This is a genomic window from Pseudomonas sp. Sample_9 (genome assembly GCF_004307535.1).
GTDB lineage: Bacteria > Pseudomonadota > Gammaproteobacteria > Pseudomonadales > Pseudomonadaceae > Aquipseudomonas > Aquipseudomonas mercuritolerans.
Window position 1 is genome coordinate 1 of sequence record NZ_RAZO01000076.1, and the last position, 18,080, is coordinate 18,080.

Annotated in this window: 11 protein-coding genes; all 11 read left to right on the forward strand. The window is 60.8% G+C overall.

The genetic code is table 11. The features are described from left to right. The first annotated feature begins 19 nt into the window (after window positions 1-19). Window positions 20-2,974 (forward strand): sensor histidine kinase, encoded by a 2,955-nt coding sequence (locus D6877_RS04370; RefSeq protein ID WP_178083631.1) that lies wholly within the window; start codon window positions 20-22, stop codon window positions 2,972-2,974. A 22-nt stretch (window positions 2,975-2,996) separates the two neighbouring features. Next, a complete protein-coding gene (locus D6877_RS04375; RefSeq protein ID WP_039761623.1) occupies window positions 2,997-4,433 on the forward strand; it encodes a sigma-54 dependent transcriptional regulator in 1,437 nt (478 codons plus the stop codon). 736 nt (window positions 4,434-5,169) lie between these two features. Further along, window positions 5,170-6,570: a polynucleotide adenylyltransferase PcnB gene (locus tag D6877_RS04380; protein WP_178083632.1), complete on the forward strand. Its 1,401-nt coding sequence runs from the start codon at window positions 5,170-5,172 to the stop codon at window positions 6,568-6,570. 3 nt (window positions 6,571-6,573) lie between these two features. Next, the gene (gene folK / locus D6877_RS04385; RefSeq protein WP_130909973.1) at window positions 6,574-7,059 is read left to right on the forward strand and encodes a 2-amino-4-hydroxy-6-hydroxymethyldihydropteridine diphosphokinase; all 486 of its coding nucleotides are present in this window, start codon (window positions 6,574-6,576) and stop codon (window positions 7,057-7,059) included. Window positions 7,060-7,458: 399 nt separating this feature from the next. Next, window positions 7,459-8,259 carry a 3-methyl-2-oxobutanoate hydroxymethyltransferase gene (panB, locus tag D6877_RS04390; protein ID WP_122750964.1) on the forward strand — a complete coding sequence of 267 codons (801 nt, stop codon included), beginning with the start codon at window positions 7,459-7,461 and terminating at the stop codon, window positions 8,257-8,259. Next, the gene (gene panC, locus D6877_RS04395; protein ID WP_130909974.1) at window positions 8,256-9,116 is read left to right on the forward strand and encodes a pantoate--beta-alanine ligase; all 861 of its coding nucleotides are present in this window, start codon (window positions 8,256-8,258) and stop codon (window positions 9,114-9,116) included. Before panB ends, panC begins: the two co-directional genes overlap by 4 nt. 358 nt (window positions 9,117-9,474) lie before the next feature. Beyond that, complete coding sequence (gene pgi / locus D6877_RS04400; protein ID WP_130909975.1) at window positions 9,475-11,139, forward strand: glucose-6-phosphate isomerase; 1,665 nt, start codon at window positions 9,475-9,477, stop codon at window positions 11,137-11,139. Window positions 11,140-11,339: 200 nt separating this feature from the next. Continuing rightward, entirely contained in the window at window positions 11,340-13,277 is a 1,938-nt protein-coding gene (gene acs, locus D6877_RS04405) for an acetate--CoA ligase (protein ID WP_130909976.1), read from the forward strand. A 135-nt stretch (window positions 13,278-13,412) separates the two neighbouring features. Beyond that, window positions 13,413-14,429, forward strand: coding sequence for a class I SAM-dependent methyltransferase (locus D6877_RS04410; protein ID WP_130909977.1), 1,017 nt, complete (start codon window positions 13,413-13,415; stop codon window positions 14,427-14,429). A gap of 222 nt (window positions 14,430-14,651) precedes the next feature. After that, window positions 14,652-17,603, forward strand: coding sequence for a DUF748 domain-containing protein (locus D6877_RS04415; protein WP_130909978.1), 2,952 nt, complete (start codon window positions 14,652-14,654; stop codon window positions 17,601-17,603). A gap of 2 nt (window positions 17,604-17,605) precedes the next feature. Beyond that, window positions 17,606-17,899 carry a DUF2845 domain-containing protein gene (locus D6877_RS04420; protein ID WP_178083633.1) on the forward strand — a complete coding sequence of 98 codons (294 nt, stop codon included), beginning with the start codon at window positions 17,606-17,608 and terminating at the stop codon, window positions 17,897-17,899. The last annotated feature ends 181 nt before the right edge of the window (window positions 17,900-18,080 follow it).

Consider the following 18,080-nt stretch of genomic DNA (forward strand, 5'->3'; position numbering starts at 1 on the left):
ATCCTGCAGAGCCAAAAAGATGCCGATGAGCTTTAGCCTGACCCAGATGATCCTGGTCAGCGCGGCCTACCTGGCGGCGCTGTTCGGCGTGGCCTGGGTCAGCGAACGGGGCATGATCCCGCGCGCGATCATTCGCCACCCGCTGACCTACACCTTGTCGCTGGGGGTTTACGCCAGTGCCTGGGCGTTCTACGGCACGGTGGGCCTGGCCTATCAATATGGTTACGGCTTTCTGTCCAGCTATCTCGGCGTGTCCGGTGCGTTTCTGCTGGCGCCGGTGCTGCTTTATCCGATCCTGAAAATCACCCGCACCTATCAACTGTCGTCGCTGGCCGACCTGTTTGCCTTCCGCTTTCGCAGCACCTGGGCCGGTGCGCTGACCACGATTTTCATGCTGATTGGCGTCTTGCCATTGCTTGCCTTGCAGATTCAGGCCGTGGCCGACTCGATCGGCATTCTCACCGGCGAACGTGTGCAGAGCCGCGTGGCGCTGGCGTTCTGTGCGCTGATCATTCTGTTCACGATTTTCTTCGGTTCCCGGCACATCGCCACGCGCGAGAAACATGAAGGGCTGGTGTTCGCGATTGCCTTCGAATCGATCATCAAACTGATCGCTCTCGGCGGCGTTGGCCTGTATGCACTGTATGGGGTGTTCGACGGGCCGCAACAGCTCGAACTGTGGCTGCTGCAAAACCAGACCGCCCTCGCCGCCCTGCACACGCCGTTGCAGGAAGGTCCGTGGCGCACGCTGCTGCTGGTGTTCTTCGCCTCGGCGATCGTCATGCCGCACATGTATCACATGACCTTTACGGAAAACCTCAATCCGCGCTCGCTGGTCAGCGCCAGTTGGGGCCTGCCGTTGTTTCTGCTGTTGATGAGTCTCGCCGTACCGCTGATTCTCTGGGCCGGCCTGAAACTCGGCGCCACCACCGACCCGGAATATTTCACCCTTGGTATCGGCATTGCCGCCAACAGCAAACCGCTGGCCTTGCTCGCCTACGTCGGTGGCCTGTCCGCCGCCAGTGGCCTGATAATCGTCACCACCCTGGCCTTGTCGGGCATGGCGCTGAACCATCTGGTGCTGCCGCTCTATCAGCCGCCGGCCGAGGGCAATATCTACCGCTGGCTGAAATGGACCCGTCGGGCGCTGATCGTGGCGATCATCATGGCCGGTTTCGGTTTCTACCTGATGCTCGGCGTCGAGCAGGATCTGGCCAACCTCGGCATCGTCGCGTTCGTTGCGACCCTGCAATTTCTGCCCGGGGTGTTGTCGGTGCTGTACTGGCCGACCGCCAACCGCCGCGGCTTCATTGCCGGTCTGCTGGCGGGGATCACGGTCTGGGTGGTGACCATGTTGCTGCCGCTGGTCGGCAATCTGCAGGGTTTCTATATCCCGCTGCTGAACATGATCTACGTGCTCGACGACACCAGTTGGCACATGGCGGCCATCGCCTCGCTGGCCGCCAACGTACTGATGTTCACTTTGATCTCGCTGTTCACCAACGCCAGCCCGGAAGAAGCCAGCGCCGCCGAGGCCTGTGCGGTGGATAACGTGCGCCGCCCGCAACGCCGCGAACTGCACGCCGCCTCGCCGCAGGAATTCGCCACGCAGCTGGCCAAGCCGCTGGGTGCCAAGGCTGCGCAGAAAGAAGTCGAGCAAGCGCTGCGCGACTTGTATCTGCCCTTCGATGAACGCCGGCCTTACGCCTTGCGCCGTTTGCGCGACCGCATCGAGGCCAACCTGTCCGGCCTGATGGGGCCGAGCGTCGCGCAGGACATGGTGGAAACCTTTCTGCCTTACAAGGCGGGCGGCGAAAACTATGTCACCGAAGACATCCACTTCATTGAAAGCCGTCTCGAGGATTATCACTCGCGCCTCACAGGGCTTGCCGCCGAGCTCGACGCCCTGCGCCGCTACCACCGCCAGACCTTGCAGGAACTGCCGATGGGCGTTTGCTCGCTGGCCAAGGATCAAGAGATCCTGATGTGGAACAAGGCCATGGAAGAGCTGACCGGCATCGCCGCGCAGCGAGTGGTCGGTTCGCGCCTGAGCACCATTGCCAACCCGTGGAAAGAATTGCTGCAAGGTTTCATCAACCTGCCCGACGGGCATTTGCACAAACAGCACCTGGCCCTCGATGGTCAGACCCGCTGGCTGAACCTGCACAAAGCAGCAATCGACGAGCCGTTGGCACCGGGTAACAGTGGTCTGGTGTTACTCGTCGAGGATTTGACCGAAACGCAGATGCTCGAAGATAAACTGGTGCATTCCGAACGGCTGGCCAGCATCGGTCGACTCGCAGCGGGTGTAGCCCACGAGATCGGCAACCCGATCACCGGCATTGCCTGTCTGGCGCAAAATCTGCGCGAAGAGCGCGAAGATGACGGCGAGCTGACGGAAATCAGCGGGCAGATTCTCGAGCAGACCAAACGCGTCTCGCGCATCGTCCAGTCGCTGATGAGCTTCGCCCATGCCGGCAGCCATCAGCACAGTGACGAACCGGTGTGTCTGGCCGAAGTCGCGCAGGACGCCATCGGCCTGCTGGCGCTGAACCGACGCAATTTCGAAGTGCAGTTCTACAACCTGTGCGATCCCGACCACTGGGTCGAAGGCGACCCGCAACGGCTCGCACAGGTACTGATCAATCTGCTCTCCAACGCCCGCGACGCCTCGCCGCCGCACAGCGCGGTACGGGTCAAGAGCGAAGCCGGCGAACACACGGTCGATCTGATCGTCGAAGACGAAGGCAGTGGTATTCCGTCGAGCATCATGGACCGATTGTTCGAACCTTTCTTCACCACCAAGGATCCTGGCGAAGGCACCGGTCTGGGCCTTGCACTGGTCTATTCCATCGTTGAAGAGCATTATGGACAAATCACCATCGACAGCCCGGCTGATGTACAAAGCCAACGCGGCACCCGTATCCGGGTGACCTTACCGCGTCATGTCGAAGCGACGTCCGCTGTGAACTGAGACCGTCGAGAGTATCGAATCAATGCCGCACATTTTGATCGTCGAAGACGAAACAATCATCCGCTCCGCCTTGCGCCGCCTGCTGGAACGCAACCAGTACCAGGTCAGCGAAGCCGGATCAGTGCAGGAAGCACAAGAACGCTTCACCATTCCTACGTTCGATCTGATCGTCAGCGACCTGCGCCTGCCGGGCGCTCCGGGCACCGAGCTGATCAAGCTCGGCCAGGGCACACCGGTGCTGATCATGACCAGTTACGCCAGCCTGCGCTCGGCGGTCGACTCGATGAAAATGGGCGCGGTCGATTACATCGCCAAGCCGTTCGACCACGATGAAATGCTCCAGGCGGTTGCGCGGATCCTGCGCGATCGCCAGTCGGCGCCGGCTGCCGGCGAAGCCACCGCGAGCAAGCCTGCCGCTGGCAATGGCAAAGCCGCTGTGGATAACAGCAATGGTGAAATTGGCATCATCGGCTCCTGCCCACCGATGCAGGACCTGTACAGCAAGATCCGCAAAGTCGCGCCAACCGATTCCAACGTGTTGATTCAGGGTGAGTCCGGTACCGGTAAAGAACTGGTGGCCCGCGCTCTGCACAATCTGTCGAAACGCGCCAAGGCGCCGATGATTTCGGTGAACTGCGCGGCGATTCCGGAAAGCCTGATCGAATCCGAACTGTTCGGCCACGAGAAAGGCGCGTTCACCGGCGCCAGTGCCGGTCGCGCCGGTCTGGTCGAAGCGGCGGACGGCGGCACCTTGTTTCTCGATGAGATCGGCGAACTGCCCCTCGAAGCCCAGGCTCGCTTGCTGCGGGTTCTGCAGGAGGGCGAAATTCGCCGCGTAGGTTCGGTGCAGTCACAGAAAGTCGATGTGCGCCTGATCGCTGCAACTCACCGCGATCTGAAGAGCCTGGCGAAAATCGGTCAGTTCCGTGAAGACCTTTATTACCGTCTGCACGTGATTGCCCTGAAGCTGCCGCCGCTGCGCGAGCGCGGCGCCGACGTCAACGAAATCGCCAATGCCTTCCTCGCTCGCCAGAGCGCGCGGATCAATCGCACCGACCTGAAATTCGCTGCCGATGCCGAACAGGCGATCCGGCACTATTCCTGGCCGGGTAACGTCCGTGAGCTGGAAAACGCTGTCGAGCGCGCGGTGATTCTCAGCGAAAGCCCGGAGATCTCGGCCGACCTGCTGGGCATCGACATCGAGCTGAGCGATCTGGAAGACGACGAGTTCATCGGTCTGCCGCCGCAAACCGGCGGTAACGCCAGCAACAGCAGCCATGAGCCGACCGAGGATCTGTCGCTGGAAGACTATTTCCAGCATTTCGTCCTCGAGCATCAGGACCACATGACCGAGACCGAACTGGCACGCAAACTCGGCGTCAGCCGCAAATGCCTGTGGGAACGCCGCCAGCGTCTGGGGATTCCACGGCGCAAGACCGGGGTTGCCAGCGAGAGCTGAGCGTTACCCACCGCGTGCGCGGGTAACGCATGACAATGTGAAAAAACTGTTACCGCAGTCGATTCACGTAACAGAAGCCGGGGTTATCGGTAACGAAACCCCGGCTTTTTTTCGCCCCTGCAAAACGGTTATATCGACCTAACCCCTTGTTTTACTGGGCTTGGCAAAAGTTGGCACGCACCCTGCTATATGTTTGGTACAAGAACAATAACAAGCAATGCACAAGACAATAAAAATAAGACGAATCGACTCACGCACAATAAAAACAAGACGGCGAGAGGCGCAGCTAACTGATTCTTTTGGAGAGGCGTTGTATTTGGGGCTTGCCCCACGACCAGGCCGAGAACAACAAAAACTGTCCTAAGACAGAGCCTGTACTGGTTGGATCGACAGATCACTGCAATTCAGCGACCAAAGCAATCCGTTTGCTCTTGGCTCCCGATTGGGAGGGTCACGAAGGAAACACTTCGTGGCGAGGGCACTCAACAAAAACAAAAAGCCCGAATCAATAATAAAAAGAGCACGCAACTACTTCTTGGGGAGCTTCGGCTCCCCTTGTAGTTTCTCCCTTCTGCAAAAAATCCTCCGCTCTACCCCCGCTTCACCCTTGTAGCTTGCGGCTTTCAGCTCGAATCTGCTGTCTCCTACACCATCCCCCGACTAAATGCTAGAATCTGCGCCCATCATGCGGTCATTCTTTTGGTATGGCCGAACATTCCTTCAAACAGTGCATCCCATGCTGAAGAAGCTGTTCCAGTCATTCCGAACTCCCGTGCGTCGTACGCAACACATCCGCAGCACCCCTGAAGTGCTCAACAGCGGCCAACATTCGCTGCAGAAAACGCAGTTCAGCCGCTATGCGGTGAATATCGTCGAACGCCTGCAAGGTGCCGGTTACCAGGCTTATCTGGTCGGTGGTTGCGTGCGTGACATGCTGCTGGGCATCACGCCCAAGGACTTCGACGTCGCCACCAGTGCCACCCCCGAGCAGGTGCGTGCCGAATTCCGCAATGCGCGAATCATCGGCCGCCGGTTCAAGCTGGTGCACATCCATTTCGGTCGCGAAATCATTGAAGTCGCGACCTTCCGCGCCAACCACCCGGTCAACGAAGACGACGAAGACAGCAACCAGTCTTCGCGCAACGAGAGCGGGCGGATTCTGCGCGACAACGTCTACGGCACCCTGGAAGAAGACGCGCAACGCCGCGACTTCACCATCAACGCCCTGTATTACGATCCGGTCAGTGAGCGCATTCTCGATTACGCCAATGGCGTGCACGACATCCGCAATCACCTGATCCGTCTGATCGGCGACCCGAAGCAGCGCTATCAGGAAGACCCGGTGCGCATGCTGCGGGCCGTGCGTTTCGCCGCCAAGCTCAACTTCGGCATCGAGAAGCACACCGTGCAGCCGATCCGTGAATTGGCGCCGATGCTGCGCGAGATTCCGTCGGCGCGGCTGTTCGAAGAAGTGCTCAAGCTGTTCCTCTCCGGGCACGGCGCAATCACCTTTGAAATGCTGGTTGATCTGCAACTGTTCTCGCCGCTGTTCCCGGCCAGTGCCGAGGCGCTGGAATACAATCCGGAATATACCCACACGCTGATCAGCGAAGCACTGACCAACACCGACCTGCGCATCAAGCAGAACAAACCGGTGACCCCGGCGTTCCTCTTCGCCGCCCTGCTCTGGCCTGCGCTGCCGGCGCGCGTATTGCGTCTGCAGGAACGTGGCATGCCGCCGATTCCGGCGATGCAGGAAGCCGCTCACGAGCTGATTGCCGAGCAGTGCCAGCGCATCGCAATTCCGAAGCGCTTTACCATGCCGATCCGCGAAATCTGGGACATGCAGGAACGCCTGCCACGGCGCAGCGGCAAACGCGCCGATCTGTTGCTGGACAACCCGCGCTTCCGTGCCGGTTACGATTTCCTGCTGCTGCGTGAAAGCGCCGGCGAGGAGACCGATGGCCTCGGCGAGTGGTGGACCGATTATCAGGACGCCAACGACAGCGAGCGTCGCGACATGATCCGCGACCTCAGCGGCAAGGGCGACGATGCCAGCGGCGCGCCACGCAAACGGCGCCGCAGCGGCGGTTCCAAGCGCAAGCGCGCCGGTGCTTCGAGCGCGACGGGCGAGTAAGCGATGGAACGCATCTACATCGGCCTGGGCAGCAACCTCGCTGACCCGGCCGACCAGTTGCGCAGCGCCATCGCGGCGCTGGGGCAATTGCCGCAGACGAGCCTTGCCGGCGTCTCAGCCTTTTATCAAAGCGATTCGCTGTTGCCGGGCCAGCCTCGTTACACCAATGCCGTCGCAGCCCTCGACAGTTCGCTCGCACCGATCGAGCTGCTCGACGCCTTGCAAGCGATCGAAAACGCTCAGGGCCGCGAGCGTCTTGAGCGCTGGGGGCCACGCACGCTGGATCTGGATATTCTGCTGTTTGGCGATCGCCTGATCGATGAGCCACGGCTGAAGGTCCCGCATTACCAGATTCAGGAGCGCGCTTTCGTTCTCTATCCCCTGGCTGAACTGGCACCGCAGGATCTGCGCTTGCCCGATGGCCGCGCCCTTCCCGATCTGCTGGCCGCCTGCGCGTTCGTCGGCCTTGAACGCCTCTCCCACGCCTGACACGAATCCGTCGTGTAGGAGCTGCGGAACGCTGCGATCTTTTGGTCTTGATGCTAAAAATCAAAAGATCGCAGCCTCGTTTCACTCGACAGCTCCTACAGTTGATCGGGTGAGATTCACTATTATTGTCAGACAAAAATCCCCCGAATCAGGCCCGCCGCGCCGCTGAATCGCATCAGTAACGCCGGTAACACCTCCCGCGTAACAATGCGGTAACACACGCAATTGACTTCCTGTTGGCTCATCACGACTATAGGCGTCCCGCTGCCGCCAACCCGGTATGAACGGGCGCAATCCAGGCCTTTCAAAGCACGACACAAGACCGTGCGCCTGAGTAGATGAAGAATCACGCGCGTGACTCGCAGCAGTTTCCAGAGCGCCTGAACGAGGATTTTTTACATGCCAGCCATCACCCTGACCACGCTCCAGAGCCTCAAGCAGAAAGGTGAAAAAATCACCATGCTGACCTGCTATGACGCGACCTTCGCCCACGCCTGCAACGAGGCCGGTGTCGAAGTGCTGCTGGTCGGCGACTCTCTCGGCATGGTTCTGCAGGGTCACGACAGCACCCTGCCAGTGACCACGGCGGAAATGGCCTACCACGTCGCCAGCGTCAAGCGTGGCAATGGCGATGCGCTGATCCTCGCCGACCTGCCGTTCATGGCCAACGCTACCCTCGAACAGACCATGAACAACAGCGCCATGCTGATGCAGGCCGGTGCGCACATGGTCAAGGTTGAAGGTCAACTGTGGCTGGCGGAGTCGATCCGCCTGCTTGCCGAGCGCGGTGTGCCGGTGTGTGCGCACATGGGCCTGACCCCGCAAGCAGTGAACATCCTCGGTGGCTATAAAGTGCAGGGCCGCAACGAGAACCAGGCGCGGCAGATGCGTGCCGATGCGATCGCGCTGGAGCAGGCCGGTGCGGCCATGCTGTTGCTTGAGTGCGTGCCGAGCGAACTGGCGGCAGAAATCAGCCAGGCCGTGAGCATTCCGGTGATCGGTATCGGTGCCGGCAACGCCACCGACGGCCAGGTGCTGGTATTGCACGACATGCTCGGCCTGTCGATCACCGGCCGCGTACCCAAATTCGTCAAAAACTTCATGCAAGGTCAGGACAGCATCCAGTCCGCGCTGAAGGCTTACGTCAGCGAAGTAAAAGCCACCACGTTCCCCGGCATCGAACACGGATTCTCTGCATGAACACCGTCAAAACCGTACGCGAACTGCGTGCCGCCGTCGCCCGCGCGCGCAGTGAAGGCAAGCGCATCGGCTTCGTGCCGACCATGGGCAACCTGCACAGCGGCCACGTAGCACTGATCACCAAAGCTACCCAGCGAGTGGATTTCGTCGTCGCGAGTATTTTCGTCAATCCGTTGCAATTCGGCGCCGGCGAAGACCTCGACAAATACCCGCGCACCCTCGCCGCCGATCAGGAAAAGCTCCTCGAAGCCGGTTGCGACCTGCTGTTTGCGCCGACGGTTGAAGAGATGTACCCGGACGGCATGGCCGGACAAACCCGGGTCAGTGTGCCGCAATTGTCCGAAGGCCTGTGTGGCGCCAGCCGTCCGGGGCACTTCGAAGGTGTGGCGACCGTAGTCAGCAAGCTGTTCAACATGGTCCAGCCGGATCTGGCGATTTTCGGCCAGAAGGATTACCAGCAACTGGCGGTGATCCGCGCACTGGTGCATGACCTGAACATGCCGATCCAGATCATCGGCGAGCCGACCGTGCGTGCAGCGGACGGTCTGGCGCTGTCGTCGCGCAACGGCTTCCTCAGTGAAGATCAACGCGCGGTGGCACCTGTGGTGTATCGCGTGCTGAGCAGCATTGCCGAAGCGATCAAGCAAGGTGAGCGTGATTACCCGGCGCTGATCGCTGCGCAGTCGCAGGTGCTGGAAGCGGCGGGGCTGCGTCCGGACTATCTGGAAATACGCCATGGCCTGACGTTGCGTCCGGCGACGGTGGAAGATCGCGATCTGGTGATTCTCGCGGCGGCGTTCCTCGGCACTACGCGGCTGATCGACAACCTGCACCTGAACCTCGATAGCCCGATTTAAGCAGCAACGAATTTCCTGTGGGAGCGAGCCTGCTCGCGAAGGCGGTGTATCAGCGACTTATAAGTTGCCTGACACCACGCCTTCGCGAGCAGGCTCGCTCCCACAGGTGTTTTCGGTGCATGCCGGTTGGGCGAAAATCTTTCGGGCACCTCCGTTTGTCGGCCAGATTCCTCTGCGGATGTTAAAAAAGTACAGGGATCTGGTCAGACAAAGTCAAGACAGAACGCAGCGCGAGGTTTACTGTATTCGCCCTGTGTCCAGATCTCGTGTCGACGCAGTTGATCCCATGCGCTAAAAACCCGTGGTTGATCTGTACCGTGTTCAAAAGGCCGTTCAAGTAAAAAGGAAAACCGCAGCGATGGCGTACTACCGCACTCCTCACGACGTTACCGCTCTGCCCGCCTGGCAAGCGTTGAAAGATCACCGCCAAGCCATGCAGGATTTCAGCATGCGCGAGGCCTTCAACGCCGATCCGCAGCGTTTCAATCAGTTCACCCTCAGCAGCTGCGGTCTGTTTCTCGATTATTCGAAGAATTTGATCAACGCCGAGACCCGCGACCTGCTCGTGGGCCTGGCCAATGAAGTCGATCTGAAGGGCGCGATCAAAGCGCTGTTCGACGGCGAAATCGTCAACGCCTCCGAAGGCCGCCCGGCACTGCACACCGCCCTGCGCCGCCCGGTCGGCGACAAGTTGTCGGTCAACGGCGTCAACGTGATGCCGGAAGTGCACAAGGTGCTGAACCAGATCACCGATCTGGTCGGCCGCATCCACGATGGCTTGTGGCGCGGTTACACCGAGAAGCCGATCACTGACGTGGTCAACATCGGCATCGGTGGCTCGTTCCTCGGTCCTGAGCTGGTCTCCGAAGCACTGCTGTCCTACGCGCAGAAAGGCGTACGTTGCCACTATCTGGCAAACATCGACGGCAGCGAATTCCACGAGCTGACGCAGAAACTGCGCGCCGAGACCACGCTGTTCATCGTTTCGTCGAAGTCGTTCAACACTCTCGAAACGTTGAAAAACGCGCAGGCCGCACGCGCCTGGTACCTGGCGCAGGGCGGCTCGGAAGCCGAGCTGTATCGCCACTTCATCGCTGTGTCGAGCAACAACGCCGCCGCTGTGGCTTTCGGGATTCGCGAAGAAAACATCTTCCCGATGTGGGACTGGGTCGGCGGGCGCTACTCGCTGTGGTCGGCGATCGGTTTGCCGATTGCGCTGGCCATCGGCATGTCCAACTTCAAGGAACTGCTGTCCGGTGCCTACACCATGGACCAGCATTTCCAGACCGCGCCGTTCGAACAGAACATGCCAGTGCTGCTGGCGCTGCTCGGCGTGTGGTACGGCAACTTCTGGGGTGCGCAGAGCCACGCGATCCTGCCGTACGACCACTACCTGCGCAACATCACCAAGCACTTGCAACAGCTCGACATGGAGTCCAACGGCAAGAGCGTGCGTCAGGACGGCACCTCGGTGTCGACCGATACCGGCCCGGTGATCTGGGGCGGCGTCGGCTGCAACGGTCAGCACGCTTACCACCAGTTGCTGCACCAGGGCACCCAACTGATCCCGGCCGACTTCATCGTGCCGATCGTCAGCTTCAACCCGGTTTCCGACCATCACCAGTGGCTGTACGCCAACTGCCTGTCGCAGAGCCAGGCGCTGATGCTCGGCAAGACCCTGCCGGAAGCCGAAGCCGAGCTGCGCGACAAAGGCATGGGCGAAGACGACGTGCGCAAACTTGCGCCGCACAAGGTGATCCCGGGCAATCGTCCGAGCAACACCCTGGTGGTCGAACGCATCAGCCCGCGTCGCCTCGGCGCCCTGGTTGCGATGTATGAGCACAAAGTGTTCGTGCAAAGCGTGGTCTGGGGCATCAACGCCTTCGACCAGTGGGGTGTGGAACTGGGCAAGGAATTGGGCAAAGGCGTCTACAACCGCCTGGTCGGCAGCGACGAGACCGTGGCTGACGATGCCTCGACTCAAGGCCTGATCAACTACTTCCGCGGGCGTCATCGCGGCTGATAAAAGCCTTCGGGCACAACGCTGTTCCCCTGTGGGAGCGAGCCTGCTCGCGAAATCGGTGCGTCATTCAACACTGTGTTGACTGATCCGCCGCCTTCGCGAGCAGGCTCGCTCCCACAGTTGTTTTGGCGCATGACTTGAACCTGTGCAGCGCTCGGCGCATCTTTATTCGTGTCGCACCACAAGAATAAGGAACCGTCATGTTCGATATCAGCACGTTCCCCAAAGCCGATGCCGTGCGCCAGGCCGCTCAGTTGAGCCAGGACGAGTATCGGCGCCTGTACCGCGAATCGATTGAACACCCCAGCGCCTTCTGGGCCGAGCAGGCCACGCGTTTCCTCGATTGGAGCACGCCGTGGCAGACCGTGCAGCGCTATGACCTGAAAACCGGTGAAGCGGCCTGGTTCGCCGGCGGCAAGCTCAACGTCAGTTACAACTGCATCGACCGTCACCTCGAACAACGTGGCGAACAGACCGCCCTGCTCTGGGAAGGCGACGACCCGGCCGAATCGGCGCAAATCACCTACAACAAACTCCATCATCACGTCTGCCGACTGGCCAACGTGTTGAAAAACCGTGGCGTGAAGAAAGGCGACCGGGTGTGCATCTACATGCCGATGATCCCCGAAGCCGCCTACGCCATGCTCGCCTGCGCGCGGATCGGTGCGATTCACTCGGTGGTGTTCGGCGGATTCTCTCCGGATTCCCTGCGCGACCGGATTCTCGATGCCGACTGCCGTACCGTGATCACGGCCGATGAAGGCGTGCGCGGCGGCCGCTTCGTGCCGCTGAAAAACAACGTCGACAAAGCCCTGCAAAGTTGCCCGAACGTCAGCACCGTGGTGGTGGTCGAGCGCACTCAGGGCCAGGTCGATTGGGTCGAAGGCCGTGACCTTTGGTATCACCAGGCCGTGCGCGAGGTCAGCGACGACTGCCCGCCGGAACCGATGGACGCTGAAGACCCGCTGTTCATCCTCTACACCTCCGGCAGCACCGGCAAACCCAAAGGCGTGCTGCACACCACCGGCGGCTACCTGCTGCAAGCGGCAATGACCTTCAAGTACGTACTCGACTACCGCGACGGCGAAGTGTTCTGGTGCACCGCCGACGTCGGCTGGGTCACCGGCCACAGTTACATCGTCTACGGGCCGCTGGCCAACGGTGCGACCACACTGATGTTCGAAGGCGTGCCGAGCTACCCGAGCAGTTCGCGCTTCTGGCAGGTCATCGACAAGCACAAGGTCAACATCTTTTACACCGCGCCCACCGCCCTGCGCGCGCTGATGCGCGAAGGTGCCGGACCATTGAAGGAAACCTCGCGCGCCAGCCTCAGATTGCTCGGCAGCGTCGGTGAGCCGATCAACCCGGAAGCGTGGGAATGGTATTTCAATGCTGTCGGTGAACAGCGCTGTCCGATCGTCGACACCTGGTGGCAGACCGAAACCGGCGGCATCATGCTCAGCCCGCTGGTCAGCGCGCAACGGATCAAACCGGGCTGCGCGACGCAACCGATGTTCGGCGTGCAACCCGTACTGCTCGACGAAGTCGGCAAGGAAATCCACGGCGCCGGCAGTGGCGTGCTTGCGATCAAATCGAGCTGGCCGGCGCAGATTCGCAGCGTCTACGGCGATCCGCAGCGGATGATCGACACCTACTTCAAACCCTACCCCGGCTATTACTTCACCGGCGACGGCGCCCGCCGCGACGAGGACGGCGATTACTGGATCACCGGACGCATCGACGATGTGATCAACGTCTCCGGCCACCGCATCGGCACCGCCGAAGTGGAGAGCGCCCTGGTGCTGCACGACAGCATCGCCGAGGCCGCCGTGGTCGGTTATCCCCACGACGTCAAAGGCCAGGGCATCTACGCATTCGTGACGCCAATGAACGGCACCGAGGCCAACGAAGAGCTGAAGAAAGACCTGCTGGCGCATGTCAGCAAGGAGATCGGCAGCTTCGCCAAACCGGACCTGATCCAGTGGGCGCCAGCATTGCCCAAGACCCGCTCGGGCAAGATCATGCGGCGGATTTTGCGCAAGATTGCCTGCAATGAGCTCGACAGCCTCGGCGATACTTCGACCCTGGCTGATCCGAGTGTGGTGCAGGACCTCGTCGACAAGCGGCTCAATACTTGAGAGCTGCAAGTTTCTAGCTACAAACTGCAAGCTAAAGCGGTCCGCGCAGCTTTTCGCTTTTAGCTTGCAGCTAGAAACTTGCCGCTTGTAGCGCCCCGACTGCTAAGCTTCGCGTTTTTTCAGCAAGGCGCCCGCATGTCTTCCTTGAATCAGGCGCTGCGCGCCGCCCTCGATCAACGCCAGGACCTGCTCGCTGCGCTGCACAGCCAGGGCACCGATTGCTATCGGCTGTTCCATGGCAGCCAGGAAGGTGCCGGCGGCCTGACCATCGACCGCTACGGCCCGCAACTGCTGGTGCAGAGTTTTCACCAGACGCTCGAACGTGACGACCTGCTGCAACTGCACGCCATGGTCAACCAGACCCTGGGCTTCGACAGCCTGCTGGTCTACAACGACCGCTCCCGTGGCAACTCGCGGATCGATCGCGAGGACAGCGTCTATAAAGCCGATGACGCCGCACTGGCCGATCTGGTCGGGCATGAATGGGGCCTGAACTACCGCGTACGCGGGCGTCATGCCGGGCAGGATCCGCTGCTGTTCCTCGACCTGCGCAACACCCGTGGCTGGGTCAAGGATCACGCGCAAGGCAAAAGCGTGCTCAACCTGTTTTCCTACACCTGCGGCGTTGGCCTCAGTGCGGCGGCCGGCGGTGCACGTGAGGTGTGCAACCTCGATTTTGCCGAGGGCAATCTGGCGGTCGGTCGCGAGAATGGTTTGCTCAACCCGCAACTGCCGGAGATGCAATTCATTCAGTCCGATTACTTCCCGGCGATCCGTCAGCTTGCTGGCCTGCCGATCAGCGTGCGGCGCGGGCAGAAGTTGCCGAGCTATCAGCGCCTCGAACAGCGCCAATACGATCTGGTCCTGCTCGATCCGCCGGCGTGGGCCAAAAGTGCGTTCGGCACAGTCGACCTGCTACGCGATTATCAGAGCCTGCTCAAACCGGCGCTGCTGACCACCGCCGACAATGGCGTACTGATCTGCTGCAACAACCTGGCGAAAGTCAGCATGGACGACTGGCGCGAACAAGTGCTGCGCTGCGCCGAAAAGGCCGGCCGCCCGGTGCGCGAATGGAGCGTGATGACCCCGGGTGCCGACTTCCCCTCGCGGGACCAGCAGCCACCGTTGAAGACACTGATTTTGCAGCTCTAATCCCTCAAGCATGAGCGATTACATTCCCCTGTGGGAGCGAGCCTGCTCGCGAAAGCGCAGTGTCAGTCGACTTGTTTTTCACTGAACCACCGCATTCGCGAGCAGGCTCGCTCCCACCGGGGAGATCTATTCCTACAGAAATTTCTGAACAATCCTGTCCCACATCAGGCACTTCGGAACCAGAATCGCGTGCCATACTCCAAGGCACTCCGATTCAGACAGATGAAGCCGCACATGCCCAAAGGATTGATTCGCGCGATTGGCGCACTGCTGACAGCCATGGCCCTCTACAGCCTGCTGGGGTTTCTGATCCTGCCGGGCATTGCCTTGCGCGTGGCCAACCAGCAACTGGCCAACTACGCGACGGTGCCCGCGCATCTGCAGCGCATCGAACTCAACCCGTTCAGCCTGGAAGTTTCCCTGTGGGGCCTGGTCATCGGCGAGCCGGGCAAGGAGCAGGTCGGCTTCGATCGCCTCTATGCCAACCTGCAAATCGACAGCCTGTGGACCAAGGCCCTGCACCTGTCCGACATCGAACTGGACAAACCCAAAAGCGAAATCCTCTTCGCCAAGGACGGCAAGCTCAACCTGCTCGGCCTGTTCAACCTGCCGCCGAGCGAGCCGACACCCGCCGATCCCGACGCCAAGCCGTTCCCGCTGCGTATCGACAACATCAAACTGGCCGGCGGCGTGGTGCATTTCGAGGATATGCGGCCCAGTGAGCCGATCGAATTTCTTTACGACGACCTCAGTTTCGAGCTGAAAAACCTCAGCACCCTGCCCGAGGACAGCGCCGACATGACCCTCGTCGCCATCGGCCCCGCTGGCGGGCGGATCGACTGGACCGGCAATTTCAGCCTGATCCCGTTCACCTCCGAAGGCACCCTGAAAGTCACCGATGGCCAGATGAAATCCTTCTGGCCCTACGTGCGTGACGCCGTGCCGCTGGTACTGGAAAACGGCGTGGTCAGCCTCAGCACCGAGTACAAACTCAACCTGTCGAAACAGACCGAACTGCTGCTGAACAACGTCGCGGTGAGCATTGCGCCGTTTGCCATCAAGGCTCCGGACGGACGTCCGCTGGCCAGGCTCGAGCGCCTCGACGTCAGCGACACCTCGCTGGACCTGGCCAAGCAGCAAGTAATGGTCGGCAAGATCCGCAGCAACAAACTGGAAACCTGGGCGGCGCTGGAAGCCGACGGCCAACTGGACTGGCAGAAGCTGTTCGCCAGCCAACCGTCGAAACCGGCGGCCAAAGCCGCTGCAGAACCTACGGATTCACCGGCCGCCGCCGACTCGCCGAAACCTGAGCCAAGCGCCCCGAGCAAGCCATGGCAGGTGCTGGTCAAGGATGTGCAACTGCGCAACTACACTGTCCATCTCGCCGACCGCTCGGCGCAACCGGCGGTGGCGCTGGACATCACCCCGCTGAACGTCGACCTGCAGGATTTCGACAGCCTCAACGGCTCGCCTTTCAAGCTCAAGCTCGACAGCGGTCTGGGCAAGCAAGGCAAGATCAGCGCAGACGGCACGGTCAATCTGGCCCCCGTCAACGCACAGCTCAACGTGAAAACCGAGGACGTCGACTTGCGTGTCGCGCAGTCCTACATCAACCCGTTCATTCGCCTGGAACTGCGCAGCGGCATGCTCGGCAGTGACCTCAAGGTCAACCTGAAGAGCACCGAGCCACTGGCCCTCAGCGTCACCGGTCGCGCGCAGATTGATCAACTGCACACCCTCGATACGCTGAAGACCCGCGACTTCCTCAAATGGCAGCAAGTCGTGGTCGACGGCATCAACTATCAGCACGGCGACAGCCTGTCGATCGACAAGGTCAACCTGTTGCAGCCGTACGTGCGCTTCATGATCAACGACGACCGCACCACCAACGTCGACGACCTGCTGATCCCGCAACCGGCCGACAGCGGAGCAAAAAGCACCGCAGCCAAACCGGCCAGCAAGGACAAACCGCTGGGCATTCACATCGGCGCGATTGCGATCAACGACGGCTCGGCCAACTTCGCCGACTTCAGCCTGACGCCGAATTTCGCCACCGCCGTGCAACAGCTTAATGGTCAGATCGGCACCATCGACAGCCGTCAGGCAAAACCGGCCAGCGTCGACATCAAAGGCAAGGTCGACCGCTATGCGCCGGTGACCATCAAGGGCGCGGTGAATCCGTTTGACCCGATGGCCAGCCTCGACATCGCTACCAGTTTCAAACGCGTCGAGCTAACCACCCTGACGCCCTACTCCGGCAAATTCGCCGGCTACCGCATCCGCAAGGGCCGGCTCAACCTTGATCTGCACTACCTGATCACCAAAGGCCAACTGAAAGCCGAGAACAAAGTCGTCGTCGAGCAGTTGCAACTGGGCGAGAAGGTCGACAGCCCTGATGCAGTGAGTCTGCCGCTGAAACTGGCGATCGCCCTGCTCAAGGACGTCGACGGCAAGATCTCCATCGAATTGCCGGTGACCGGCGACCTGAATAATCCACAGTTCAGCGTCATGCCGATCGTCTGGCAGACCCTGCGCAATTTGATCGTCAAAGCTGCCGCCGCGCCGTTCAAGATGATCGGCGGGCTGGTCAGTGGCGGCGGCTCCGAAGACCTCGGCACGGTGTCCTTCGCGCCGGGCTCCAGCGATCTGAGCAAAGACGCCGAAGCGGCGCTGGTGAAACTGTCGCAGGCGCTCAAGGAACGTCCGGCGCTGCGCCTGGAGATCGAAGGCACTGCCGCGAAGAGCAGCGATGGGCCACTGCTGGCCGAGCAACGCCTGGAACGCGAATACCAATACAACTATTACAAGATGCTCCAGCGCCGTGGCGACAAAGTCCCGGCCCAGGCCTCGCTGCTGCAAGTGCCCGAAGGCGAGAAAGGCGCATTGCTCGAAGGCATCTACCGCACCCGCCTGAAAACCCAGCCACCGGTTGAATGGAAAGATCTCGGCAAAGAAGAACGCACGGCGAAAATGCGTCAGGGCGTGATCGCGTTCTGGAGTGGCAGCGATGTGCTGCTGCGGCAGTTGGGCCAGGATCGCGCCAGCACCATCAAGGATTATCTGGTCGACAAGGGCAAGCTCGAAGATGACCGCGTGTACTTTATCGACGCCAACCTCGGCGAGGCCGAAAGCGATGGCCGCGTGGTGACGCAAATGCACCTGGATGCGGAGTGATCATGCGTAACTGGCTGGCTGTGCTCGCTCTGACGTGCGCCGCCGGCCACGCGTCGGCTTCGGATACCTTGCGCTGCGGCAGCCAGTTGATCAGCCTCGGCGACCGCGCAAGCGAAGTGCTGCAAAAATGCGGCGAGCCGGTCAGTCGCGACGTGCTCGGCTACAAGCGCAGTGCCAATCGCCGCGAAGAGTTTCAGGTCGAGGAATGGACCTACGGCCCGAACAACGGCATGTATCAATACCTGCGCTTCGAAGGCAACCGCTTGCGGCAGATCAACAGCAAACGCGGCAATTAAGCCGAACGAAATTTACCCTGTGGGAGCGAGCCTGCTCGCGAATACGGTCTGTCTACTGACGAACTTGTCGGCTGACACTACGCATTCGCGAGCAGGCTCGCTCCCACATTGGTTTTCGATGGATGCCCAAATAGAACAGGCCCCGACACAAGTGCCGGGGCCTGTAATGGTCACATCCGTG